Raw genomic sequence first — 22,984 nt, 5'->3', positions numbered from 1 at the left:
TCAACAATCATGGGATCGGTCTTGCTGCCTCACGCGGCCTGTGTCTCAATGGGCGACGATTTCAGCACGTCACTCCCGTAACTGCATCCGCATCTGCACCGGGATCCGCACCTGCACTTTCCCCCCACTCGCACAGTGAAGGCAGGCTCCCCATGAGGTATGGCAGAAGGCTCGGTATCGGTTCGGCCCTGGGCGTCGGCGTGGTCGCCGTGAGCGCACTCGCGCTCGCACCCGTGGCGACCGCGGTGACCCCCGACACCGCCACCATCTCGTTCGACTGCGGAATCTACGGGTCGGGCACGGCGACCCTCACGGCCACCCAGGACGGCACGGCCGCGACGATCAGCGTGTCCACCTCCGCCATCTCGGCGCCCATCGACGTCGCGGCGGGCTCGGTCAACTCGACACTCACGCTGACCAACAACGGCACCGGGACGTCCACGTTCACCGGCAATTCCAACCCGGCGATCCCCGCCGGCAGCCCCGTGTCCACCGGGCCGCTGAACGGGACCGTCGCCGCCGGGGACAGCCTGGAGGCCAAGTCCCTGAAGGTCGTGGTCATGGGCATCACCGTGACCTGTAACGCCACAACCGCCCAAGCACCTGGTCCGTTCGTCTTCTGACGCGCAGGACGGACTACGCCGGGCGGCGCCACCCGCACTCTTCCTGTGCGGACGGCGCCGCCCGGCTCCCGCGGGAGGCGAGGGACTACTTCCTGACCGGGCACATCCCCTCGGACAGCGTGTTGTACGTGGGGGCGCTCTGCGTCGTCGCCGCGCTGCCGCCGAGCTGGATGAGGATCTCGTCGGACAGCAGGTCCTCCTTGCCCTTCAGCGCGTCGGCGACCTTCGTGTCCTTCGGGAACACCATCTCCGCGGCGATGTTGTCCTGCACGATCCGGGCGAGATTGTCGAGCGCGGTGAAGATCGAGTCCTTCGGCGTCTCGAGGCCGGGCAGATCGATCAGGTGGGTGGCGACCTTCGCCGCGTTCATGCAGTCCTTGATGATGATGGTGTTCTGGTTGAGCACGCTGGTGGTCCACTGGGACAGCACGACGCAGTACAGGTCCGCCCATGCCGCCTCGCCGACCTTCGCGCGCCAGGTCTTCATGGTCTCCTGCACGCCCTTGATCTGGGCCTGCGCGGCGTGCTCCATGTTGACGCGGATGTCGGGGTAGACGCTGCCGGAGAAGTCCTCGAACGACTTCATGTCGAACACCTTCGCCGTGACGGAGGCGTTGATGAACTTCAGCGCGGCGTCGAGGATGTTGCCGCACGACGTGGTCAGCGTGGCCGGCAGACCGGCGGCGGGAAGGTTCTTGCGGGCCGTGGTGAGGGTGGCGGCGTAGGCCTGCAGGGGTTCGATCCACGCGGTGGACTTGTCGTCGTTGAATGCCACCAGCAGGAGGTCGTGCGGGTCGATGCGATCGGCGTTCGGCAGGTTCGGGATCTTGTCCGCGAGGTACGAGGCGATCACGGAGAAGCAGCCGAGCGGAACGTGAGCGATGGACTTCGCCAGCTCGAACGTCTCCGCCACGGGGTTGACGGACTCCTGGCCGTTCGCGGTCACGAGGGTGAACCTGCCGCCCTTCGCGTCGTTCTGCACCACGATCACCGGCGAAAGGTGCTTGACCAACTCCGCCTTGAGAGTGGCGTAGTTGGAGCGCATGCCGGCGTTGACTGCGAAGATCGAGTCCTTTGCCTGCTGCTGGGTCACCGTCGACGCGGCGCCCGTGCTCGTCGTGTCGGTCAGTGGGGTGTCCGCGGCACTCGGGGAAGCCGAGTAGCCCAGCAGCGCCGCGGTGCTGATACCGGAAGCGCTGCCTATGAATCCTCTGCGCGTAGCCATCTTCGTTTTCTCCGTAGCGGTTCTGAGCGCGAATGTTGAGTGAGTTGGGGAACCATCTGCATGGGGGGCATCTGGGGCATGGGGGGAAATCCAGTGGTCGAGTGAGTCATTTGTGGGGGGCCTTACTTGTGGGGGTTCTTTTGGGGGGGGGATCACAGGGGGCGGAGGGGAAAAGAATGCGCATTCCTTCCCCCTCCGAACTCCGAGCGAGGCGAGTACCGGGCGAGTACCGGGCGAGTACCGGGCAAGTACCGGCTACTTGAGAGAGCTCTGCTTGGGGACCACGACTCCGTAGAGGTCCTGAACCGTGGCCAGCGCGGCCTCGTGAACCTGCTTCGCGGGGATGCCGTTCGGATTGCCCTTGAGCGGCAGCGGCCGGGTCGCGGAGGCGTCGCCGACCACGGTCGGGTCGTTGCCGTTGAGGAACGCGCCCTGGGTGGTGAACAGGGTGCACATGTTGGTCATGAAGCCGGCGATGATGACGTTCTTGCGCCCGGCCTTCTTGACCTCTTCGGCGAGATTGGTCTTGTGGAAGCCGTTGGGGACGGTCTTCTCGACGACGGGCTCGCCCTTGGCCGGCTTGAGCGCCGGAATGATCTGCCCCGCCTTCGACTTCAGGTCGTAGCCCTTGTCGACGATGTGGATGACCGGCGTGCCCGCCTCACGGGCGCGCTTCAGCAGAGCCTCGGCGTTGTTCACCGCAGAGTGCCACCCGTCGAGTTCCATCACACCCTGGGTATAGGTGTTCTGGTAGTCGACGAGGATCAGCGTCGCATCGGAGAGCTTCGCCGGGGTCTCGTCCAGTTTGTTGAGCTGCCGCAGCGTCGTCGTGTCCTTCGCGACGTTCTTCTGCGCGGCGTTCTCCACGGCGGGCGACGGCTTGCGGTCGGTGCTCGACGCGGCTTTAGAGCCATTGCCGCACGCCGTCGCGGTGGCCGCGAGCACGGTGGCGAGACTCAGCGCGGCGGCTGGACGCAGCAGCTTCATCAGACGATCTCCTTCTGGGTCGGAACGACGACGCCGTACAGGTCGGCGATGGTGGCGAGGGCGCTGTAGTGCACCTGGCGCGCGTCGAGGTCGGTGCCGGCCACCGGCAGCGAGCGGGTGGCGGTGGCGTCGGCGACGACCGTGGGACGGTTGCCGCGCAGGAACGCGCCCTGCGCGGTGAACGCCACGCACATGTGCGTCATGAAGCCCGCGATGATGACGTCCTGCCCGTCCGGGACGTGCGTGCCCAGGTCGGTGTCGACGAACGCGTTCGGGACCTGCTTGACGACGACGGCCTCACCCTCGACCGGCGCGACGCGGGGGTGGATCTGACCGATCTCGGCCCGGATGTCGTACGGGGTGCCCGCGCCGCCGTCGTTGATGACGTGCACGACCTTCGTGCCCTCCTGGCGGGCCCGTGCCAGCAGCTGCGCGGCGGCGTCGAGCGAGGCCTCCCACCCGTCGAGTTCCATCACGCCCTGGGTGTAGGTGTTCTGGAAGTCGATCAGGATCAGCGTCGAGTCGGCCAGCTTCGCGGGCGTCTCGTCGAAGCCGTTGAGCTCGCGCAGCGTGGTTCTGGACATGGGTGTACCGCCTTCGGTCTTCGCGTGAGATGGGCAGCCCGAGCGATGCGGTGGGCTGCGAGTAGAACGCTATGACCCAGCAGGCGTGTCGACAATGACGTCTAACATGCAGATACCGACATGCCGATTCGGACATGCCGATATGGACATGCCGCTCGCGCGTCGCCGACCGGCGACGGCTCACCAGGGGGACTCGTGCAGGACATCGTCAGACGGCTCATCGTCATCGTCCTCTTCGAAGGCGTCGACCTGCTCGACGTCACCGGGCCACCGGAAGTGTTCTCTCTGGCCCGACGCGAGACGGAGGACGCGGCGGGCTACCACGTCGTCCTCGCCGCCGAGAGCATGGATCCGGTCACCACCTCCGCCGGAGTTCGCATCCTCCCGGACATCACCTTCCGGGAGGCTGCCGAGGGAAGCATCGACACGCTCATCGTGCCCGGCTCGGTGGAGGTCGACAGCGAGCGCCGCGTACGCGCGCTCGTCGACCCCGCGCTGGTCAGGTGGGTGAAGACCCTCGCCGACCGCACGCACCGGGTCACGTCCGTGTGCGTCGGAGCGCATCTCCTCGCCGCGGCAGGACTCCTCGACGGCAAGCGGGCCACCACGCATTGGTCGACCGCGCCCCAACTGGCCGCGGACCACCCGGCCGTGAAGGTCGACGCCGATCCGATCTTCATCCGCGAAGGCGATGTGTGGACCGGAGCGGGCATCAGCGCCTGCCTCGATCTGTCGCTCGCCCTGATCGCCGATGACCTGGGCGAAGCCATCGCGCTGCGCGTCGCCCGGCAGCTCGTCATGTACTTGAAGCGGCCGAGCGGGCAGAGCCAGTTCAGCGTTCCCCTGGAACAGCTCTCGACGACGCGGCGCATCGAGGATCTCCGCCACCACATCATGCGCAACATCAGCCGGCCGCTGACCGTCGTGGACCTCGCGGAGGTCGCGCACGTCAGCGACCGGCACCTGACCCGGCTCTTCAAGACGGAACTGGGCATGACCCCGCATGCCTACATCGAATCCGTCCGCGTCGAGAAGGCACGCCACGACCTCGAATCGTCCGACGCCACCCTTGAACGCATCGCGTCCACCTGCGGGTTCGGTACGACGGACACGTTGGTGCGGGCGTTCCGGCGGCGGCTGAACACGACACCGACGGAGTACCGCCGCAGGTTCCGGGTGCCCCAGACCCGCTGATGCCTGAGACCCCGCCCGCTCTTCCCCTCGCTACATAGACACTGTCTACGCCTCAATGGTAGACAGTGTCTATGACTGAGGAGAACTCCCTTCGCGAGCGGCTGATCGACGTCGGTGTGGACCTGGCCCTCACCGAAGGCTCCGCATCCGTGGGGCTGCGGGAGATCGCCCGGCGGGCGGGGGTTTCACACGGGGCGCCACGCAGATACTTCGCCACGCACCACGCCCTGCTCGCGGCCATCGCCCAGCGCGGCTTCGAGGACCTCGCGGCCCGTTTCGAAGGCGCCGTCGACCGCGAGGCACCACCACGCGCTCAACTGAAGCGAATCGCCGGGGCGTACATCGAGTACGCGATGGAGCGCCGCGGCATGTTCGAGCTGATGTTCCGTCACGACCTGCTCGATGGCGCACAACAGGAAGCCGGCCGGCCTCAGTTGCGCACCTCCACGCTTCCGCTGTTCATGCGGATGGTCGAGCTGGTCGGCCGGTGCGGGCAGGATCTGGACGCCGTACATCGGCCCGACTCGCCCGGCAGTTCGGCCGTATCGCCCGCGGTGACCGCCGCCGCCCTTTGGTCCGGGCTGCACGGCATCGCCCAGCTGTGGACCTGGGGAAGCCTGCAACTGGCCCTCGGCACTCCCCCGCCGGGTGACCAGGAACGCGACCAGCTCGTCGCGGCAGTCCTGGACGCTCACCTGGGGCCGGTGACGGCGTGAGCACTGCCACGAGGCGGCCCTTCGCTCTCCTGGCCTCCGCGTCCGGAGCGATGATCGTCGCACTGGACGGGACCATCCTGCTCGTGGCGCAGCCCAGCCTGCGGCACGATCTCGACGCGAGCGTGGCTCAAGTCCAATGGACGAGCACCGGCTACCTGATCGCCGTCGCCACGCTTCTCGTCGTCGCCGGTCGCCTCGGCGACCGGTACGGACACACACGGCTGCTCCTGGTGGGCGTCCTCGGGTTCGGGGTCGCATCGACCGGCATCGCGCTCGCACCCTCCATCGGCTGGGTGATCGCACTGCGCGTCGCTCAGGGCGTTTTCGGTGCGCTGCTCCAGCCTGCGACGCTCGCCTTGCTGCGGCTGGCGTATCCGCCGGACCGGCTCGGCACGCCCATCGCCATCCGTACCAGCGCGATCGCGGTGGCGGCCGGGATCGGTCCGGTCCTCGGCGGGATTCTGGTGCAACATTTCGGATGGCGTGCGGTGTTTTGGGTCAACGCGCCCGTCGCGTTCGTGATCGCCGCGCTCACCCTCGCCGTCCGTACGCCGATGCCTGAACGCGCGGGTTCGCAACGGCTGGACCTCACCGGCACGGCCCTGCTCACGGCGGCACTGGCAATCCTCGTCCACGCTCTGACTGACGTGCCGGGGCGCGGGTGGACCGCTGGGTCAACGCTGCTTGAACTCACCAGCGGCGTGGCCTTGTTGGCGGTACTCGTTCTGCACGAGCGCCGTGCCGCACACCCGATCGTGCCGCATGCCGTGGCCCGGTCCGTCCCGGTGACCGCGGCCATGGCGCTCCTCCTGGTCATGAGCGCAGGTCTGTTCGGCGCCCTGTTCAAAGCCACGTTCTACCTCCAGGACGCCTTGCGGCTCGCCCCCCTCGCCACAGGCCTGCGCGTCCTGCCCTTGACCGCGCTGATGGTCCTGGGCGCGCCCGTTGCCGGCGCCGCACTGCGACGGTACGGCCCACGTCACACCGCCATCGCAGGCACGGTTCTCGTCGTGGCCGGCATCGCGCAGCTGTCCTCGCTCGGTCCGACCAGCCCGTGGCCGTCCATGACAGCCGCCTTCGCCGCACTCGGAGCCGGGTTCGCGACGGTGATGGTCACCGCCACCGGGACAGTCGTCGGCGACGCGCCGCCGGGCTACGCCGGAGTCGTCGGAGGGCTCAAACAGACGGCGATGAACATCGGTCCGTCGCTCGGCATCGCCGTCGCAGCCGGCGCGACCAGCGCCTCCACCGCACCGATGAGCCGCAGCCTGGTACCCCTGGCCTTCCTCGCCCTCCTCGGCTTGATTCCCGCCTTCCTGCTGCCTCGGCACGCGGACGGCAACGCCGATGCCACTCCCCCACCACGACAACTGGCCCCAAACAAAGCCCCTGTTGCAGATGTCGGCGAACGCCCGTAGCGCCACGAAGCGCCGCACGCGCCCCCACCCCCAGGGGCCACGTGCGGCGCGTATTCGGGGGTGGTCAGAGCTTCAGGCGGTGCACGCCTCCCTGGACCGTGCCCACGTACAGCCAGCCGCCGTTGGCCGCGAGGGTGGTCGCGTCGAGGTTCTGCAGGCCGGTGGAGATGTTCTGCCAGGTCCGGCCGCCGTCCGTGGAGCGCAGGACCCCGCGGCCGCCGCGCGGCAGGGCCGTCTCCCAGTAGCTGGTGGTTGCCGCGTACAGCGTGCCGCCCACCTGGAGCAGATCGCTCACCCGCGTCGGCAGCTTGGCGGTGTCGCCGGTGCGGAAGGTCTTCCCGCCGTCCGTCGAGACCTTGACGGCGTCGCCGCCGGTCAGCATCCGGGAGCCGGTGAACTCGATGGTGTCGACGCGTCCCTCGGCGACCTTGGTGATGTCGTCACCGCCGTTGTCCGAGCGGTAGAGGCCGTCAGGGGCGCCGAGCCACAGCCGGTCCGGGTTCTTCGGGTCGCCCGCGACCGCGGTGAAGTACGTCCGGTCGTTGAGCACGTTCTTCCAGGTGGCACCGCCGTCCTCGGTGGAGAACAGCCCCATGCCCTGCAGATTGCCGTACGAGACGTAGACGCGGTCGGGGTCGGCGGGGTGGACGGCGAGGGCGAACACGTTGCCGTTGCTGACGCCCTTCTCCTCCCAGGTGGCGCCGGAGTCGCCGCTGCGCCCCAGGTGGAAGCCGCCGAACGCGTCATTGCGCACCCGCCAGACGATCCGTGAGTCCTTGGCGGACGTCTGGAGCAGGCGGGTCGAGAGGCCGATGATGCCCTCGCCGCCGGTGTTTCCCCACTCCGCTCCCGACACAGGGAGTTGGGCACGGTGTGTGCCCTGGTCACCGGCCGCGAGGAGCTGGTTTCCGCTGACGGCAAGGGAGTTGACGGTGCCGCCCTGGACGCCGAGGCGACGGTAGTCCTTGCCTTCGGCCGTGCCACGGTAGACACCCGCGGAGTCCGCGGAGACGGTCAGTGAACCGTCGGCCCAGCGGTCGAAGTCCGAGGCCGTCGAGGCGTTGTTGACGCTCGGGATGGTGGTCCACTGTCGGCCGTGGTCGCGGCCGACCCGGATGTCACCGCCGTAACTGACGTACATGTCACCGCCGGTGAGGGTCATTCCGGTACCGCCGAGGCCGTAGTCGTCAAGGGTCGCCCAGGTCTTGCCGCCGTCGAAGGAGCCGACGACGCCCGAGCCGATCTCGTAGATCGCGACGACCTGGCTGTCCGCGGCGACGGTGACGGAGACCTTGCCGGCCGTCGATTCGTGGATCTTGGTGGCCGGGCCGAGTGTGCCGGTGGAGAGGCCGTCGCGCTCCCAAAGGGTGTTGCCTGCCGAGAAGTAGAGGCTGTCGCCGCCGATCGCCACGTCGTAGACCTCGTCGACGGGGATGCCGATGGGTTCCTTCGCCCAGGTGTCGCCGCCGTCCTTGCTGATCAGGAGGTCGGTGGGGGTGACAGCGACGAGGTTCTTCGCCGCCTCGTCGGAGAGGAACGTGGTGAGGGGGACGTCGGGCGTGTCCAGTGTCTCCCAGGTGCGGCCGCCGTCCTCGGTGCGCAGGATCGAACTCGTACGGGGGATGCCGGACGAGGTGTTGGCGGCGTACCACCAGCGCTTCGCGTTCTTCGGGTCGACGACGGTGAAGGCCTGGCCGGCCACGTCGCCGATCGGCAGCCTGGAGTGCTGCTTCCAGGTCTCGCCCTTGTCGTCGGTCGACCAGGGGCCGAGCTTGTTGTACTGGGTGAGGAGGGCGGCCTTGGGGTCGCTTCCCGCGGTGGTGATGTCGCCGCTCTCCGAGTTCGGTCCGACCGGCTGCCAGCGGGAGTCTCGGGTGTCCTCGGGGGTGACCTCGAAGCCGTCGCGGTTGCCCGTCAGGGTCATGCCGTCGGTGGTCCGGCCGGTCACCGAGACCAGGTGGGCGCCGACGCCGCGGCCGGTGATCTCCGCCTGGTAGACGTTCCCGGAGCGGAGTCCGGTGGTGACCGTGTAGGGCCTGCCGTGCGGCGGTGTCACCGTGAGGACCGGCGGCTTCGCCAGCGGGGCGGGCGTGAAGACGACCGCGGTGGACTTGCCGTCGCTCGGGTCGGGTCCCGCCTGGACGAACAGCTGCCGTACGACCAGGAGATACGGGACGCGCAGGGCCGCGCCGCGCTCCGGGGTGACCGTGACCGTGCCGCTGATCTCGGCCTCGCCCGACGGACGGTCGGCGCTGAGAGTGACGGTCGCGGTGGCGCTGCCGCCGGCCGGGACGCGCAGGGTGCTCGGGCTGACCCGGGCCTCACCGCTCACCTTCAGTCGGACGGTGCGGGTGCGGGTGCCGGAGTTGTTGACCGCGAGCTTCTTGCTGCCGCCCACGGTGGGCCGGGCGAGGTCGGCGAGCCCGTACGAAAGGGTGGCCGGAGTGGTGGTGACGGCGGCGTCCGCCCGGTCCGCGGCCGCGGCGACGTCGAGCCGTCCGGCACCGGTGGTCGTCGCGCCGTAGTCCTTCAACTCTTTTGTGCTGCCCACGAGTTCGGAGGTGACCTTCACCGGGGCCTCTCCGGGGTGGAGCTGGCGCAGCAGGGCGGCGGCGCCCGCGACGTGCGGTCCCGCCATCGACGTACCCGACATGCGGTAATAGCCGGGCGCGTAAAGGGACTTGGGGACCGTCGAGCGGATGTCGTAACCCGGGGCGACCAGGTCGGGCTTGAGGTTCCAGTTCAGGTCGGGGCCGCGCGAGGAGAAGGAGGCGATCTTGTCGGTGACGTCCGTGCCACTGATCGTCACCTCGACCTTGCCGTCCGCCAGGCGCCGGCCGAGCTCGGCGAACTGGGTGGCGTCGACGCCCAGCATGACCATGGAGTCCATACGCAGCGAGTCGCCCGACTCCTTGACGGACGTCGCCGGGTCGAGCGGCACGGTGCCGTCCGCGCCGGGCGGCGGCTGAGTCGAGCCACCCGCCTGACCCGAGCGTCCCGGCTGACCGGCCGCGTCCGGCCCCCCGGCGAGCACCGGTCCGCCGCCCGAGCCCAGCCCGCCGATGACGGCGATCGCGCCACGGCGCTCCGCCTCACGGGCCGTCTCGATCTCCGAGGCGTACAGGTCGTCGCGGACGGCCGCGACCAGCATCTCGATGCGGACGACCTTGCCCTTGACGTCTCCGGCCCGCTCCCAGTCCTCCGGGGTGCCCTGGCCGAGGTCGACGAGTTCGGTGGTGACGGGCTTGGCGGGCGGGTTCGCGGAGATCATGCCGCGGTACGTCTGGATCTTCTTGCCGCCCTTGTAGGTGGCGCCGGGTATGCGCAGCCCGCTGATCGAGGCCCCGACCGCGATGACGCCGTCGGCGGCGGCCGGGGAGCCGACGGTGCCGCTGTCCGGGCCCTCGTTCCCGGCCGAGGCGACGACGACAACTCCGGCCTTGGTGGCGGCTGTTGCGGCCTGGCCGAGCGGGTCGTGGCCGTCTCCGTAGCCGCCGATGCTCATGTTGATGACATCGGCGCGGTGCGGATTGGCCGGGTCGATCGCGGCCTCGATGCCGGCGACGATGTCGGAGGTGTAGCCCTCCCCCGCGGCGTCCATGACCTTGTACGCGAGGAGGTTCGCACCCGGCGCCACACCGGTGACGCCGCCCTTCTCGGCGGCCTTGCCCGCGATGATGCCGGCGACGTGGGTGCCGTGTCCGTTGTCGTCCATCGGGTCGGCGTCGCCGTTGACGAAGTCGTAGCCGCCGACGACCTTGTGGCCCTTGCCGAGGGCACCGCCCAGGTCCGGGTGGCTGTAGTCGACGCCGCTGTCGAGGACGGCGACGGTGACGCCCTTGCCGTCGGCGCCGTTGCCCGCCGGGTCCTTGCGCTGCCAGACCTGCGGCGCGTTGATCAGCGGCACGCTGTCGTCGGTGAGGAGGTGCACCTTGGTGTCGGGGACGACGGAGGCCACCCCGGGCAGTTGCTTCAGCTCGGCGACCTCGGAAGCCTTCACGGTCACGGCGACCGCGTTGAGCAGCAGGTTCAGGCGGCGCGGGGAGGCGACGCGCAGCCCGGCGCCCTTCGCGTCACCGAGAAACGTCTTCTGCCGGGCGGCGAGGGAGGCGCGGTCGGCGCCGATCTCCTTCGCGTCGGCGGACCGCAGCCGGCCCTTTCCCGTCGCGGCGGCATCCCCGGACAGCGTGACGATGACGTGCTGCTCGGGGTCCTGGTGTGGGTCCGCGGCGGCGGACTGGGGCACCGCGGACAGCAGACCGCCGATGACGGCGGCCGTGAGTCCGGCAGTGAAGGTTCTTCGAGGGGTCATGCCAGACGAATTAATCGGACGCGAGTGGTCTGGACAACGATTTGGCCTGGCCCATTGCTGCCGCTGGCACACACGGGCCAAGATCCGCCCATGCCTCAGCTGACCGCCGCAGGAATCGAAGCCTTCGACGAGAGCGTCTACCGCGCGATCCTCGTCCGGCACACCGCCGCGCCCGCCGACCTTGCGGGTGATCTGTCCTGCTCCACCGAGCGGGTCGCCCGCGCCCTCGACCGACTGCGCGAGAACGGCCTGGTCGGGCGGCTGGCCGGAACGCGCCGCCGGTACGCGGCCATTGAGCCGGGCGCGGCCCTGGAATCCCTGGTCCGCTCCCGGACCGCCGATCTCGACGGTGTCCGGGCGGCGGCGGGCGAGCTGTCGCGGCTGTTCGCCACGGCCCGGCAGGGCGGTTCCGAGCAGGTCGAAGTCATCACCGGCGGCGAGGCGTTGGGCCGCTGGTTCGTACAGCTTCAGCAGGAAGCACGCGAAGAGGTCATCACCCTGGACCGTCCGCCGTACGCGCTGACCACCTCCAACCCGGTCGAGGCGACGGCCCTCACTCGGGGTGTCCGCTATCGCGCCGTCTACGCCCCCGATGCGCTGGAGTGGCCCGGCGTCCTGGGCGACATCCGCGAGCTGGTGGCGCACGGCGAGCAGGCCCGCGTACTGCCGGGCCTGCGCATCAAGCTGGCGATCTCCGACCGCCGCCTCGCCCTGATGCCGCTCTCCCTCGACTTCACCACTGAGGTACGCGCCGCCGTCATCCGCCCGTCAGCCCTGCTCGACGGGTTGATCGACTACTGGGAACTGTGCTGGCGCACCGCGACCCCACTGGGTGCCCCCGCCGAGGAAGACCCGCTCGGCGAGGAGGACCGCCAGATGCTGACCCTCCTCGTCGGCGGCCTCAAGGACGAGGCGATAGCCCGCCAGTTGGGCTGGTCGGTACGGACGATGCGGCGCCGGATCAGCCGCCTCCACGAGGAGCTGGGCGCCGCGAACCGCTTCCAGGCGGGGGTAATCGCGGCGCGCCGGGGGTGGATATGAATTCCCGTCAGCCGTAAGGCGGTTGAAAGACCCTAGCTCCCGGCGGCTTCCAGCGCGTCGGAGCGTCCTGCGTCCAGGCAGGGCCACTGGGCGGTGGGGCGTCCGTCGGTGCGCATGTAGCTACCGTTGATCTGCGGCCAGCCTGTGGGCGAGTCCTCCCACGGCTCCTGCCGCCCGTACGCCGTCCGGTCCAGCAGGCTGTACGTCTGATCCATGGCCTCGACGCCGCGGCCTGTGGTCCAGTACGTCTCGAACACGCGGTCTCCCTGCCGCAGATAGCACGCCAGCATGAACGGGCCGCGCCCCGCCATCAGCGTGTCGATCGACTCCTCGGCCGAGTACCAGGGCACGTCCCAGCCCATGAAGTCGCGGTATCGGACGCTCACCTCGTACGGGCCCTGGCACAGCGTCGCGTAGGTGACGTCACGGGAGTGCAGGTAGGACAGCTCGCGGACCTGACTGTTGAAGAACGTGCAGCCCTCGCACTGGTCGGCGGCGGGGTGGTCGGCGTGCCACATCTGGAAGTACGCGATGAGCTGCGTGCGGCCCTCGAACGCGTCCAGCAGCGTGACCCGACCGGACGGGCCGGTCAGCGGGGCGCCGGCGTCCACTTCCACCATGGGCAGCCGGCGGCGGGCCGCCGCGATCGCGTCGCCTTCACGGGTATACGCCTTCTCCCGGATCCGCAGCGCGTCCAGTTCCGCCTGGTAGGCGGCTCGGTCGACGGCCTTGGGGGCGGGTGCGCTCGTTTCGGTGCTCATGAGAACTCATCCCTTCATGTCCTTGTCAGGAGCCTCTTTCTCCGGCTCACTCCGGAGCGACTGTCACCCCACCGACGAAGACGGACCCCCCGGATCGACACCGCCAGCGAAAAAGTTCGCCGGATGTGCACGACGTTAGTCACAGCTCGCCGTTTCCGCTGGTCAGCTCCCGGATCCGGCTTGTCAGATAGCGGCGCTCGGCCTCCGTCGGCGCCAGTTTCACCGCTTCCTCGTACGCGTGCCTGGCCTCGGCCCTCCGGCCGGAGCGACGCAGCAGGTCGGCCCGGGTCGCGGGCAGCAGGTGGTAACCGTCGAGCCGCCCGGATGCGGCCAGCTCGTCGACCAGCGCCAGGCCGGCCGGGATGCCGTCCGCCATCGCGACCGCCACCGCCCGGTTCAGCTCGACCACCGGGGACGGGGCCAACCGGGCCAGCTCCGCGTACAGCACCGCGATCTGCGGCCAGTCCGTGCTCTCCGCGTCGGGCGCGGTGGCATGACAGGCGGCGATCGCGGCCTGTACCTGGTACGGCCCACTGCGCCTCGTGGCCAGCGCCTCGTCAAGCGTCTCCACCCCCTCGGCGATCAGCCCCTGATCCCACCGGCTCCGGTCCTGCTTCTCCAGTGTGACGAGCACGCCGTCGGACGTACGGGTCATGCGCCGCGCCTCGTGCAGCAGCATCAGGGCCAGCAGCCCGCGTGGCTCGGATTCGCCGGGCATCAGCCGGATCAGGACCCGGGCCAGCCGGATCGCTTCGGCGGTCAGCGCCCGGCGGGCGTCCGCGCCCTCGTCGTCGTACCCCTCGTTGAAGATCAGGTAGAGCACCGCGAGGACGGCGGCGAGTCGCTGCGGGAGCAGGTCGGCGGGCGGCACGCGGTACGGGATGCCGGACTCGGCGATCTTGCGTTTGGCGCGGACCAGGCGCTGCGCCATCGTCGGCTCGGCCGTCAGGAAGGCGCGGGCGATCTCGGCGGTGCTCAGCCCGGCGAGCGTACGGAGGGTGAGTGCGACCCGTGCGGGGAAGGGCAGCGCCGGATGGCAGCAGGTGAAGATCAGCCGCAGCCGCTCGTCCGGGATGTCCTCCACCGGCGGTTCTTCCGGGTCGCGGGTGATCACGGCGAGCCGGCGCAGCTTGGCCGCACCCGCGGCGTTGCGCCGCAGCCGGTCGGTGGCGCGGTTGCGGGCGGTGGTGGTGAGCCATGCGCCGGGGCGGCGCGGCACGCCGTCGCGCGCCCAGGTCGTCAGCGCTGCGGCGAACGCGTCCTGCGCGCAGTCCTCGGCCAGGTCCCAGTCGCCCGTCGTCCCGATCAGGGTCGCGACCACCTGGCCCCACTCGTCCCGGAACGCCTCGTCGACGGCCGTCCGGACCCGGTCGTCCGGCGCGGTCATTCCCAGACCGGGCGGATCTCGACGCCACCCCAGCGCGCGTACGGATGGCCCTCGGCGATCGCGATCGCCTCGTCCAGGTCCGCGCACTCGACGATGACGAAGCCGCCGACGAAGTCCTTGGTCTCCGCGAACGGGCCGTCCGACACCAGGGTTTCGCCGTCCCGGACCCGGACCGTGGTCGCGTCCACCACCGGACGCAGCCGCGCGCCGACAAGCATGCCGCCCCGTCGGTCGAGAGCCGCGAGCCAGGCCTGGTGTGTCGGATCCGCCTCGAGCTCCTCGTTGCTGGGAGAAACCTTCTCGTCGTCGCAGATAAGCAGCACGTACTTCACCCGGTTCATTCTGCCCCCGATGCTCCCGGCGTGAGAGCGTCGCATCACGACGCAGGTACGGAGGATTAGCCTGGGCGCATGGCGTCTGCACTGCGGGAACGGTGGGAAATGTAGTGGATGTCGATCTGCGCAAGCTGCGCTATTTCGTGGTCGTGGCCGAGGAGTTGCACTTCGGCCGAGCCGCGGAGCGACTGCACATCACGCAACCGGTGCTCTCCCGGCAGATCCGCGCCCTGGAGCATGAATTGCGCGCGCGGTTGTTCGCCAGGAACAAACAGTCCACGGAGCTGACGGAGGCAGGCCGCCAGCTGCTGGAGGACGCCCGTCCCCTGCTGGCCGGCGCGCAGGCGCTCCAGCTTCGTGTCCAGCGGGCCGCGCACGGGACGTCGACCTTCACAGTCGGCTTCATGCCCGGGATCACCGTGACCGGCGCGGTGCGGGCCTTCGCCGCCAGACATCCCGAGCTCGGCGTGGAGGTGGTGCGCACCTCCTGGGAGAACCAGGTTCAGGCGGTGCACGAGGGGCTTCTCGACGTGAGCTTCGTACGGTTGCCGGTCGACCACAGCGGTCTCGTTCTGCGCCCGGTCTTCCGGGAACCGCGTGTCGCCGTCGTGCCGGCGCATCACCGCCTCGCGGGCAAGGAGTCCATCGGTATCGCGGACCTGGCCGCCGAACGCCTGCTCCAGGACCCCGACGCCGTCCCCGAGTGGCGCGACCTCCCCGACCGGACCGGCGGCGAGGCGTCCGGGCCGCCGCCCGCGTTCCGCAGCGTCGAGGAGAAGCTGGAACACGTCGCGACCTCCGGCGGCGTCGTCGTCCTTCCGCTTTCGACCGCGGCGTACTACACCCACACGGATGTCGCCCACGTACCCATCGACGACATCGGCCCCAACGAGGTGTGCCTTGCCTGGAGCGCTCACCGGCAGTCGCCGCTGCTGCAGGAATTCGCCGACATCGCCGTTGCACAGCACTGATGCCCTGAGGGCATCACCGACGACGGAAGAGGTCTTGGACTCGGGGTGCGGCACGGGGCCAGGGTGGAGGAGCGGCGGACTTCCCGCCGCCATCCGAAAGGACCGTGAGGGCGATGCAGGTCTTCATCACGGGCGGCTCCGGGTACATCGGCCGCTCCACCATCAAGGCGCTCATCCGGCGTGGCATCGAGGTGACGGCGCTGGCGCGCAGCGAACGCTCCGCGCGCACCGTGTCGGACCTGGGCGCGACGCCTGTCGCGGGGGCACTCACCGACACCGACGTCCTTCGTGAGGCGGCCCGCCAGGCCGACGGAGTGATCCACCTGGGGGTGGACTACGCCGAGGGCACCGCAGACGTCGACCGCGTCGCGGCCGAGGCAATGCAGGACGGCGCGGCAAGCCACCCGTATGTACACACAGGCGGGGTCTGGGTGTACGGCAACACCGACGGAGTCGTCGATGAGACCGCCCCGCTCAGCCCGCCGCGCATCACCTCGTGGCGGCTGGAGAACGAGAAGCGCGTGCTCGCGCGGGCCGCCACCGGGGAGCGCCCGGTGGTGGTGATGCCGGGACTCGTCTACGGCCACTCCGGCGGCCTTGTGCAGTCGTTCTTCGCCGAGCCGGGACGTGCCGCCGGCGCCGTGCCCTGCATCGGGGACGGCTCCAACCACTGGGCCCTGGTCCACGTGGACGACCTCGCCGAGCTGTACGTACTGGCTCTGAATGCCCCGGCCGGTTCCGTCTACGCCGGGGTCAGCGACCAGAACGTCCCGCTGGCGGACATCACCCGAGCCCTCAGCCAGGCCGTCGGGTACCCGGGCAGTATCGACTCGCTGACGCTCGAGGAGGCCGTGCGGCGGATGGGCCCGGTCGCCGAGGCATTCGCCCTCGACCAGCAGTTCACCGGCGCCCGTGCCCGCCGCGAACTCGGCTGGACACCCACCCGTCTCGACGCGCTGACCGAGCTCGCGCGGGGCTGAACCGCGGGTCCGCCGCGGCCGGCCGTTCCCGACCGGCAACAAGCCCCGTCCAACGAATCCGTACGTCCCAGAGCCGGATCACCCGGTCCTGGCCACCACTGGCAAGGGTGCGTCCGTCGGGGCCGAACGCCACGCAGATCACCGGCCCGACGTGCCCGGTCAGGGCGAGTCGCCGGTCTCCGGTGGCCGCGTCCCAGAAGTGGATCACGCCGTCGTGGCCGCCGCCGGCCACGGTCACGAAAAGGTTCGCCGGCTTCAGATCCCGGTGGACGACCCCGGAGCCGTGCGCGGCGGCAAGGGCGACCGCGGTCTGCCGGGCCACGTTCAGGACCCGCTCCACCGGCAGAGGTCCTCGGTGGTCGGCCGGCAGTCGTGCAAGATCGTGGCCACGCAGCAACTCCATGACGATGAACAGGCACCCGTCATTGGCCAATTCTTTCTTCAGTGGCGGTCCAACTCGGGTTCACCCATTGGCCTCATCGTGTCTCTGAGCCGTCATAATTCAGCGCGGCGTCTGCAGTTTCGGACGACGGGCCTCCGTAAGGCTCCTCGTTCCGGCGATTGTCGGGGGTGCGTGGCGTGCGGTAGGCGCGGAGGGAGGCGTTGGTCGCTGCCACCGTCGCGACCGCCAGCGTCGCGGACAGGCCGCCGGCGACCAGGGCGAAGGGGGCGGAGGTTGCCGAAGCCATCAACCCGCCCCGGAAATTGCCGAGTTCAGGGCCCGCGACGCCGATGACATGTTCCACGGAGGAGACTCTCCCCCGGTACGCGTCCGGGGTCTCCAACTGAACCAGCGCACTGCGCGTGACCACGGAGACGGTGTCGGCGGCACCTGCCACGGCCAGGCAGCCGAGGGCCGGCCACAGCGGCCCGGAGAGACCGAAGCCGGCCAGCGCCAGGCCCCAGACGGCAGCCGCGCCCAGCTGGACCAGGCCGCCGCGGCGCCAGCGTGTCACCGTGCCGGAGAGAAGGCCGGCCGTGATCCCGCCGACCGCGACGGCCGAGAGGAACAGGCCGAGTGTCTGCGGGTTGCCGCCGAAGCGGATCTCGTTCACCAGCGGGAACAGCGCGATCGGCATGGCGAGGAGCGTCGCGGACAGGTCGGTGACCATCGAGCCCCACAGCGTCGGGCGACGCAGGACGATCCGCCAACCGCCGCGCTGCGGGCGCCTCTCGGCGACAGCTGCATCCGCACCCTCGGGCCTCATGGCCGGAAGGCGGATCACCGCGAGCATCGAGACCACCGTGGCCACCGCCTGGGCGGCGTACGCGGCAGAGAGGTCCCAGCGGGCGATGATCAGCCCGGCCAGTGCGGGCCCGGCCAGCATCGCCACCTGGAAGGAGATGTTCGTCAGCGCGAGGCCGGCCGCTACCTGGTCGGCCGGCAGCAACCGGACCGGGAACGTGCGCCGGGCCGGAGCACCCAGCGCACCACAGGCGGTCCCGGCAGCAACCAGGGCGAGCAGCAGGAACACGTTCCGGTTGCCCGCCAGGGCCTGAGTCGACAGCCCTGCGGCGACCAGCAGTTGGCCTGCCGAAGTGGCCCTCACCAGCGCCCGGCGGTCGACACTGTCGGCCAGCGTGCCGCCTATCAGTCCGAACAGCACCATCGGCAGGCCGGTGGCGAGCCCGATGGCGCCGGTGCCCACTGTGCTGCCGGTCAGGTCCCAGACCTGGGCGAGCACCGCCACGGTCGTTATCTGGCCGCCGAGTTGGGAGGCCGAGGTGCCGATCCACAAGTCGCGGAACGGTCGGCTGCGACGCAGCGGACGGGTGTCGAGAAACCGGACCCGCCCCTTCATTTCGGAGGCCCGGCCAGGTGATGGAGGATGCGCTCGCGCATCGACCGTTGCTCCAGCGCCCGCCGCACCTCCTCAACGACAGCGGTCATCGCGTGCGGGGTCTCACCGTCCAGTTCGGCGACCGTCGCGTGCGTGGCCCGCCACTCGGCCTCCAGGAACGGCACGAGCGAACGCCCGCGCTCGGTCAGGTTGATCCGCCGGGTGCGGGCGTCGGGCCCGGGTTCGGAGGTGACCAGATCCTCCTTGCGCATGGCGGCGATGGTCTGACTGATCGCGGAGTGCGAGCGGTTCAGGGACTCCGCGAGCTCGCGGATGGTGAGCGGTCCGGTGTGGGCGAGCCGGATCAGCGGGTACGCGAACCGCGGCCGCACCCCCTTGATGCCGCGCTCGACGTAGACCTGCTCGATCTCGGCATCCATGGCGGCCAGCAGCTCGTGCAGCGAGTGCCAGGGGTCGGGCAGCACGGTGGGGTCAGGAGATGTCACAGCACTAATATAACAGCGCTAATGCAATTGCCCGGAGCGCGACGGAATTCGCCGCCTCGGGCACCTCGACTTGATAGGCAAGCGAAGAGTTGCCTATCATTCGGCCATGGCCGACGATCTCTTCAAAGCCTTGGCCGACCCCACCCGCCGCACCATCCTCGACGAGCTCACGGAGAAGTCCGGACAGACACTGTTCGAGATCTGCGGGCGGCTCAGCATGAAGCACCAGCTCGGCATCTCGCGCCAGGGGGTCTCCCAGCACCTTGCCGTGCTGGAGGCAGCCGGGCTCGTCGAGACCAGGCGTGAAGGCCGCTACAAATTCCACGAGCTGAACACAGGGCCACTGCGGCACATCGTCGAGCGATGGCCCGTGCCCGCGCCCCACACATCCGGACCGGAGGAGAGCACCCCATGAAGATCCACCTGACCAGCGTCCTCGTCGACGACCAGGCCAAGGCCGAGCGCTTCTACACCGAGATCCTCGGCTTCGTGAAGAAACACGACGTCCCGGTGGGCGAGAAGCACCGGTGGCTGACCGTCGTCTCACCGGACGAGCTCGGCGGCACCGAACTCCTCCTGGAGCCCGCCGAGCACCCGGCCGTCAAGCCCTTCCGCGACGCGCTCATCGCGGACGGCATCCCGCTCGCCCAGTTCGCGGTCGACGACGTGCAGGCGGAATACGAGCGCCTCAGCAACCTCGGCGTCACCTTCACCCAGGCCCCCCTGGAGATGGGCCCCGTCACCACCGCTGTCTTCGACGACACCTGCGGCAACCTGATCCAGATCGCAACGGAGCCGCAGTAGGCGCCGACCGGCCACCTGCGGGGCCACGGGATGGAACTACGTCTCGTCGGACTCCGCGGCCGGTGCAGGCAAACCAGCCAGCACACCAAGCACCTCGCCGAGTCGCCCGCGCGCCGCCGGGTCCGTGATCACTCCGTCCGTGCCGATCATCCGGCGCTCCACCGGGATCCTCGAGCAGGCCGATTCCACGATGTCGGCGCCGGTGTAGCCGAGCACCGTTCGCAGCGTCGCCGCCGCGCCCTCGCCCCGGCCGGGGGCGGCCGCGTTCACGAAGGCCACGGGCTTGTCGCAGATCTCGGTGCCGCCCACTGTCCAGTCCAGCAGGTTCTTGAACGAACCCGGCAGCGTGCCCGCGTACTCCGGGGTGCAGATCAGGATCGCGGTCGCCTCCGCGATCGCCGAGCGCAATCCAGCCACGGGAGTCGGCAACGGATCCGCGTCGTCGTCCGGATTGAAGTGCGGAAGGGCGGCCAACCCGTCGTACATGACCGTGCGCACCTGCGGGGAGACGAGGGCCTGCACGGTGCGCAGCACGGCCTCGTTGGAGGAATCGGCCCGCAGGCTTCCGGACAGCAACAGGATCGATGGCGGCTCAGACATCAGCCCAACATATCTGCCCGTTCACCAACCCCGGGGGATGTACTGCGTAGTTCGGCCGCGAAGGCGGGGTGGACGACAAACCGGTAGTCGGCACCCGTCAGCCACGCACCCGTCACCCACCCTCCTGAAGCGACGCCCGCCGCTGCGGCCCCGGGAACACCACGCGTAGCTTTTGGACTCGTCCCTCGCGGCGGAACATGAGCCAGGCCAGGTTCGACGGGCAGGGATTGACCGCGCCGACGGGGTTGGTGACGTCCATTTCCCAGATGATGATGTCGCGGCTGGCGACCACGTGACGCAGACGCTGGCGCACCCCGGCCTCCAGGGTCCGGCGCATGACCGGAACGGGATGGACGCGCTCACCCGGCCGGTTCAGGATGCCGACCAGTTCGGTCTCCTCCGGCCACAACACCGAGATCTCCCGGGGCAGGGAGCCACGCTCGGACGCCTGCAGAGTCGCCACGGCCTCGTGCCTGCTCTCCTCGGTGAGCGCGGACGCGTCGTCGTGCGCCTGCGCGGCGGTCGACAGGAGCACCTGGGCCATTTTCGCCCTGGCCTGGCTGAGCCGGCTGCGCACCGTGCCGACCGGTACCTCGCACGCGTCGGCGATCTCCTGGTAGGACGTGATGCCGCTGAAGTGGCGCAGCATCAGCACCAGTCTCAGTTGCTGCGGGAGTTCCTCCACCGCGTCCCAGATCCAGTCACGCATCGCGTGCTGCTCGATGAGCTGATCGGGGGGCGGCGCATCGTGCGCGCGAAGGTGCAGGAAGCCGAGCCCGTCAAGGCCGGGCGTCTCCCGTGTGGCGCGCAGGCGCATACGGGAGGTGTTGCGCACGACCGCCCGCAGCCACGCTCCCACGGCCGCGGGGTCTCTCACGTCCCCGATGCGCCGCAGCGCGGTCAACGCGGCGTCCTGCACCGCGTCTTCCGCGTCCGGGCCGTGGCCGAGCAGGCACATCGCCACCGCGCGCATCGGCGCCTGGTGGCGGGCCAGCAGCAGCCCGAGGGATCCGGTCTCGCCGGCCTGGGCCCGGCGGGTGAGTTCCTCATCCGTGGGCGGGTCGAGGGGCACCATGTCTGAACGTCTCCGTGACGGTGTGAACGATGGATCGAGGTTCGTTTCGGGGTTGGGATCGGAGTTGGAATCCCCCCTTTCCCAATCGGCGATGCACGGAGAGTAGACCTCGGGTATCGGGTCGAGGGTCGAATGCCGAGGAAAATACGCCCGCGCAGGCGCTCGGCGTCCCCCACGGCAGCTACGCCTGGCCTGCTCTGCCGGCCGTATGTCAGGACCGGTTGGCGGGCTCCGGCAGCCAGCTTCCGTGGAAGCCGGACGGAACCGGGCAGGGCAGTTCCACCACTGCTTGCACGGTCAACTGCGCGGCGTCGAGTACGAGCAGTTCCCCCGCCTCACCCTCGTCGTTCGAGACGAGTGACAGGAGCCAGCCCTCGTCCTCGGCCGTGCCATCCGCCGCCGGGACGAAGACCGCCTCCCCTGCGAAGCGGCTGCCGGGCGTCTCATAGGTGCGTCCCGTGTTCCGCGTGAGGTCGTGTTTGGCGATGCCGTCGCCGTTGACGGTGTACAGGTAGCGGTTCGGGCGCCCGGTGAGGGCCTCGTTGTGCGTGGGGAACTCGCTTGAGCGGTCGTCGAGTTGGGACTCGTACGCGCGGCCGGTCGACGTGTCCAGCGTCCAGCGGTGCAGGACGGAATCGGCCCGGGAGGCGGGGCCCGGTTCCCGTACCCCGACCGGGCCGGCCGAACCGAACGGACCGACGGGGCCGACCGGGCCCGCGAGTCCGCCGATGTCTGTCCAGGCGTGCTGGAAGCCGACGCGGTCGTAGCGCACCGCGTCCAGCACGATCCGCCCCTGCGCGTCCTCGTATGCGTTGCCGACGTGGAAGACGTAGCAGGGATCGACCTCGTACCACCGCACAGCGGTGCTCCCGGGCGTGCGGGACATGACACCGAGCCGTGCGCCGTAGCCGTCGTCCCACCGGTAGGGCATGCCGCCGTGCCCGGCCAGGGCGGGGTCGAGGACGACGGGCAGATCCATCCAGACGATGTGGTGCTCGGTGATGGCGAAGTCGTGCATCATCGTCGGGCCCGGCACGTCGATGGGCCGGCTGTCGAGCAGTACGCCCTCCGCCGTGACCCGGTGATACGTGAGGTGCGGTGGGGCGAACCCGGTCCCGAACAGGTGCAGTTCGCCCGTGACCGGGTCCTCCTTGGGATGTGCGGTCATCGAGGTTTTCAGCCGCCCCCCGAAGTCGTACGGTCCGACCGTCTCCAGCGACGGAGTGACCCAGTAGGGAAGCCCCACTTCGCACAGGGCGAGGACGGTGTCGGCGTGCCGGATCACGTGAGTGTTGGCCGGCGTCGCGGCCAGGTCGACCGTGGAGTCCGCGCGGATGAACGGATGCCCCTCCAACTCCCTTGTACGGACCCACCTGTTGCGGTACCACTCGGCGCGGCCGCCCCGCAGCCGGATGCCGTGGAGCATGCCGGGGCCGGTGAACCAGTGACCCTTGTCCTCGCCGGGCAGCGGGTTGGGACCGTTCCGCAGATAGCGGCCGTCCAGATCGGGCGGCAGCGACCCTCTCACGGTGAGATCGGCCGCGTCGCGCTCCTCGGGGACCGGGGCGAAGCGGCCCCGGAGATACATCGGAAGGGTGGTCCCATCGGTCATGCTGCTTTCCTTGCTTCGTCGTCGCTTCGTCGTCGCTTCGTCGTTCGCCTTGTGGCGGATGCATCGTGGTGA

Annotated in this window: 22 protein-coding genes; 9 read left to right on the top strand and 13 right to left on the bottom strand. The window is 69.8% G+C overall.

Going from position 1 to position 22,984, the window contains the following annotated elements; all coding sequences use genetic code 11:
* Nucleotides 1–152 precede the first annotated feature (152 nt).
* A complete protein-coding gene (locus AC07EJ_RS23195; RefSeq protein ID WP_478884859.1) occupies nucleotides 153–623 on the top strand; it encodes a hypothetical protein in 471 nt (156 codons plus the stop codon).
* A gap of 85 nt (nucleotides 624–708) precedes the next feature.
* On the opposite strand, the gene AC07EJ_RS23190 is transcribed toward AC07EJ_RS23195, so the two are convergent.
* The 3 genes from AC07EJ_RS23190 to AC07EJ_RS23180 all read right to left on the bottom strand — a co-directional run bounded on the left by AC07EJ_RS23190 (nucleotide 709) and on the right by AC07EJ_RS23180 (nucleotide 3,419).
* Nucleotides 709–1,848 (bottom strand): hypothetical protein, encoded by a 1,140-nt coding sequence (locus AC07EJ_RS23190; RefSeq protein WP_478884858.1) that lies wholly within the window; start codon nucleotides 1,846–1,848, stop codon nucleotides 709–711.
* 255 nt (nucleotides 1,849–2,103) lie between these two features.
* Nucleotides 2,104–2,835, bottom strand: coding sequence for a cysteine hydrolase family protein (locus AC07EJ_RS23185; RefSeq protein WP_478884857.1), 732 nt, complete (start codon nucleotides 2,833–2,835; stop codon nucleotides 2,104–2,106).
* Nucleotides 2,835–3,419, bottom strand: coding sequence for an isochorismatase family protein (locus tag AC07EJ_RS23180; protein ID WP_389482688.1), 585 nt, complete (start codon nucleotides 3,417–3,419; stop codon nucleotides 2,835–2,837). The genes AC07EJ_RS23185 and AC07EJ_RS23180 overlap by 1 nt, the downstream gene beginning before the upstream one ends.
* Nucleotides 3,420–3,614: 195 nt before the next feature.
* Between AC07EJ_RS23180 and AC07EJ_RS23175 the strand changes: the two genes are divergently transcribed.
* The 3 genes from AC07EJ_RS23175 (at nucleotide 3,615) to AC07EJ_RS23165 (ending at nucleotide 6,747) form a co-directional block, all read left to right on the top strand.
* A complete protein-coding gene (locus AC07EJ_RS23175) occupies nucleotides 3,615–4,613 on the top strand; it encodes a GlxA family transcriptional regulator (RefSeq protein ID WP_389482691.1) in 999 nt (332 codons plus the stop codon).
* Nucleotides 4,614–4,684: 71 nt separating this feature from the next.
* Complete coding sequence (locus AC07EJ_RS23170; RefSeq protein ID WP_389482693.1) at nucleotides 4,685–5,329, top strand: TetR/AcrR family transcriptional regulator; 645 nt, start codon at nucleotides 4,685–4,687, stop codon at nucleotides 5,327–5,329.
* Nucleotides 5,326–6,747: an MFS transporter gene (locus tag AC07EJ_RS23165; protein ID WP_478884856.1), complete on the top strand. Its 1,422-nt coding sequence runs from the start codon at nucleotides 5,326–5,328 to the stop codon at nucleotides 6,745–6,747. Before AC07EJ_RS23170 ends, AC07EJ_RS23165 begins: the two co-directional genes overlap by 4 nt.
* Before the next feature lie 64 nt (nucleotides 6,748–6,811).
* Here AC07EJ_RS23165 and AC07EJ_RS23160 read toward each other — a convergent pair whose 3' ends face one another.
* Nucleotides 6,812–11,059, bottom strand: coding sequence for a S8 family serine peptidase (locus tag AC07EJ_RS23160; RefSeq protein WP_478884855.1), 4,248 nt, complete (start codon nucleotides 11,057–11,059; stop codon nucleotides 6,812–6,814).
* A gap of 90 nt (nucleotides 11,060–11,149) precedes the next feature.
* Here AC07EJ_RS23160 and AC07EJ_RS23155 point away from each other — a divergent pair, with 90 nt between their 5' ends.
* Complete coding sequence (locus AC07EJ_RS23155) at nucleotides 11,150–12,100, top strand: helix-turn-helix domain-containing protein (RefSeq protein ID WP_478884854.1); 951 nt, start codon at nucleotides 11,150–11,152, stop codon at nucleotides 12,098–12,100.
* A gap of 32 nt (nucleotides 12,101–12,132) precedes the next feature.
* Here the strand turns inward: AC07EJ_RS23155 and AC07EJ_RS23150 are convergent, their stop codons facing one another.
* The 3 genes from AC07EJ_RS23150 to AC07EJ_RS23140 all read right to left on the bottom strand — a co-directional run bounded on the left by AC07EJ_RS23150 (nucleotide 12,133) and on the right by AC07EJ_RS23140 (nucleotide 14,589).
* The gene (locus AC07EJ_RS23150) at nucleotides 12,133–12,861 is read right to left on the bottom strand and encodes a DUF899 family protein (RefSeq protein ID WP_389482704.1); all 729 of its coding nucleotides are present in this window, start codon (nucleotides 12,859–12,861) and stop codon (nucleotides 12,133–12,135) included.
* Nucleotides 12,862–13,000: 139 nt separating this feature from the next.
* On the bottom strand, nucleotides 13,001–14,248 hold the full coding sequence (locus tag AC07EJ_RS23145) for an RNA polymerase sigma factor (protein ID WP_478884853.1): 1,248 nt from the start codon (nucleotides 14,246–14,248) through the stop codon (nucleotides 13,001–13,003).
* A complete protein-coding gene (locus AC07EJ_RS23140) occupies nucleotides 14,245–14,589 on the bottom strand; it encodes a YciI family protein (protein WP_478884852.1) in 345 nt (114 codons plus the stop codon). The genes AC07EJ_RS23145 and AC07EJ_RS23140 overlap by 4 nt, the downstream gene beginning before the upstream one ends.
* Before the next feature lie 104 nt (nucleotides 14,590–14,693).
* On the opposite strand from AC07EJ_RS23140, the gene AC07EJ_RS23135 reads away from it, so the two are divergent.
* Nucleotides 14,694–15,554: a LysR family transcriptional regulator gene (locus AC07EJ_RS23135; RefSeq protein ID WP_478884851.1), complete on the top strand. Its 861-nt coding sequence runs from the start codon at nucleotides 14,694–14,696 to the stop codon at nucleotides 15,552–15,554.
* Nucleotides 15,555–15,667: 113 nt separating this feature from the next.
* Nucleotides 15,668–16,534: an NAD-dependent epimerase/dehydratase family protein gene (locus tag AC07EJ_RS23130; protein WP_389482712.1), complete on the top strand. Its 867-nt coding sequence runs from the start codon at nucleotides 15,668–15,670 to the stop codon at nucleotides 16,532–16,534.
* On the opposite strand, the gene AC07EJ_RS23125 is transcribed toward AC07EJ_RS23130, so the two are convergent.
* Genes AC07EJ_RS23125 through AC07EJ_RS23115 form a run of 3 tightly spaced genes read right to left on the bottom strand, consistent with a single transcriptional unit; the run spans nucleotide 16,455 to nucleotide 18,821 of the window.
* Nucleotides 16,455–16,967 carry a protein kinase domain-containing protein gene (locus AC07EJ_RS23125; RefSeq protein WP_478884850.1) on the bottom strand — a complete coding sequence of 171 codons (513 nt, stop codon included), beginning with the start codon at nucleotides 16,965–16,967 and terminating at the stop codon, nucleotides 16,455–16,457. The two genes, AC07EJ_RS23130 and AC07EJ_RS23125, sit on opposite strands and share 80 nt — an antisense overlap.
* A 43-nt stretch (nucleotides 16,968–17,010) precedes the next feature.
* Nucleotides 17,011–18,336, bottom strand: coding sequence for an MFS transporter (locus tag AC07EJ_RS23120; protein ID WP_478884849.1), 1,326 nt, complete (start codon nucleotides 18,334–18,336; stop codon nucleotides 17,011–17,013).
* A complete protein-coding gene (locus AC07EJ_RS23115) occupies nucleotides 18,333–18,821 on the bottom strand; it encodes a MarR family winged helix-turn-helix transcriptional regulator (protein ID WP_393581992.1) in 489 nt (162 codons plus the stop codon). Before AC07EJ_RS23115 ends, AC07EJ_RS23120 begins: the two co-directional genes overlap by 4 nt.
* A gap of 106 nt (nucleotides 18,822–18,927) precedes the next feature.
* Between AC07EJ_RS23115 and AC07EJ_RS23110 the strand changes: the two genes are divergently transcribed.
* Together AC07EJ_RS23110 and AC07EJ_RS23105 are read left to right on the top strand one after the other, a co-directional pair.
* On the top strand, nucleotides 18,928–19,236 hold the full coding sequence (locus AC07EJ_RS23110; protein ID WP_389482718.1) for an ArsR/SmtB family transcription factor: 309 nt from the start codon (nucleotides 18,928–18,930) through the stop codon (nucleotides 19,234–19,236).
* Nucleotides 19,233–19,625 carry a VOC family protein gene (locus AC07EJ_RS23105; RefSeq protein ID WP_393581991.1) on the top strand — a complete coding sequence of 131 codons (393 nt, stop codon included), beginning with the start codon at nucleotides 19,233–19,235 and terminating at the stop codon, nucleotides 19,623–19,625. The genes AC07EJ_RS23110 and AC07EJ_RS23105 overlap by 4 nt, the downstream gene beginning before the upstream one ends.
* Nucleotides 19,626–19,661: 36 nt before the next feature.
* On the opposite strand, the gene AC07EJ_RS23100 is transcribed toward AC07EJ_RS23105, so the two are convergent.
* From AC07EJ_RS23100 to AC07EJ_RS23090, 3 genes are all read right to left on the bottom strand, one after another.
* Nucleotides 19,662–20,225 (bottom strand): NADPH-dependent FMN reductase, encoded by a 564-nt coding sequence (locus AC07EJ_RS23100; RefSeq protein ID WP_393581990.1) that lies wholly within the window; start codon nucleotides 20,223–20,225, stop codon nucleotides 19,662–19,664.
* A 112-nt stretch (nucleotides 20,226–20,337) separates the two neighbouring features.
* Nucleotides 20,338–21,300, bottom strand: a complete 963-nt coding sequence (locus AC07EJ_RS23095; RefSeq protein WP_389482726.1) for an RNA polymerase sigma factor — start codon at nucleotides 21,298–21,300, stop codon at nucleotides 20,338–20,340.
* A 211-nt stretch (nucleotides 21,301–21,511) separates the two neighbouring features.
* A complete protein-coding gene (locus AC07EJ_RS23090) occupies nucleotides 21,512–22,912 on the bottom strand; it encodes a carotenoid oxygenase family protein (RefSeq protein ID WP_389482728.1) in 1,401 nt (466 codons plus the stop codon).
* Nucleotides 22,913–22,984 lie beyond the last annotated feature (72 nt).

It is taken from the genome of Streptomyces sp. NPDC045026 (assembly GCF_056432625.1).
This window is presented reverse-complemented; position numbering and strand designations above follow the sequence as displayed.

Excerpts from the sequence above, each read along its gene's own strand:
- AC07EJ_RS23195 (WP_478884859.1), top strand. The coding sequence starts at position 153 with ATGAGGTATGGCAGAAGGCTCGGTATCGGTTCGGCCCTGGGCGTCGGC.
- AC07EJ_RS23190 (WP_478884858.1), bottom strand. The coding sequence starts at position 1,848 with ATGGCTACGCGCAGAGGATTCATAGGCAGCGCTTCCGGTATCAGCACC.
- AC07EJ_RS23185 (WP_478884857.1), bottom strand. The coding sequence starts at position 2,835 with ATGAAGCTGCTGCGTCCAGCCGCCGCGCTGAGTCTCGCCACCGTGCTC.
- AC07EJ_RS23180 (WP_389482688.1), bottom strand. The coding sequence starts at position 3,419 with ATGTCCAGAACCACGCTGCGCGAGCTCAACGGCTTCGACGAGACGCCC.
- AC07EJ_RS23170 (WP_389482693.1), top strand. The coding sequence starts at position 4,685 with ATGACTGAGGAGAACTCCCTTCGCGAGCGGCTGATCGACGTCGGTGTG.
- AC07EJ_RS23160 (WP_478884855.1), bottom strand. The coding sequence starts at position 11,059 with ATGACCCCTCGAAGAACCTTCACTGCCGGACTCACGGCCGCCGTCATC.
- AC07EJ_RS23155 (WP_478884854.1), top strand. The coding sequence starts at position 11,150 with ATGCCTCAGCTGACCGCCGCAGGAATCGAAGCCTTCGACGAGAGCGTC.
- AC07EJ_RS23150 (WP_389482704.1), bottom strand. The coding sequence starts at position 12,861 with ATGAGCACCGAAACGAGCGCACCCGCCCCCAAGGCCGTCGACCGAGCC.
- AC07EJ_RS23145 (WP_478884853.1), bottom strand. The coding sequence starts at position 14,248 with ATGACCGCGCCGGACGACCGGGTCCGGACGGCCGTCGACGAGGCGTTC.
- AC07EJ_RS23140 (WP_478884852.1), bottom strand. The coding sequence starts at position 14,589 with ATGAACCGGGTGAAGTACGTGCTGCTTATCTGCGACGACGAGAAGGTT.
- AC07EJ_RS23130 (WP_389482712.1), top strand. The coding sequence starts at position 15,668 with ATGCAGGTCTTCATCACGGGCGGCTCCGGGTACATCGGCCGCTCCACC.
- AC07EJ_RS23120 (WP_478884849.1), bottom strand. The coding sequence starts at position 18,336 with ATGAAGGGGCGGGTCCGGTTTCTCGACACCCGTCCGCTGCGTCGCAGC.
- AC07EJ_RS23110 (WP_389482718.1), top strand. The coding sequence starts at position 18,928 with ATGGCCGACGATCTCTTCAAAGCCTTGGCCGACCCCACCCGCCGCACC.
- AC07EJ_RS23105 (WP_393581991.1), top strand. The coding sequence starts at position 19,233 with ATGAAGATCCACCTGACCAGCGTCCTCGTCGACGACCAGGCCAAGGCC.
- AC07EJ_RS23100 (WP_393581990.1), bottom strand. The coding sequence starts at position 20,225 with ATGTCTGAGCCGCCATCGATCCTGTTGCTGTCCGGAAGCCTGCGGGCC.
- AC07EJ_RS23095 (WP_389482726.1), bottom strand. The coding sequence starts at position 21,300 with ATGGTGCCCCTCGACCCGCCCACGGATGAGGAACTCACCCGCCGGGCC.
- AC07EJ_RS23090 (WP_389482728.1), bottom strand. The coding sequence starts at position 22,912 with ATGACCGATGGGACCACCCTTCCGATGTATCTCCGGGGCCGCTTCGCC.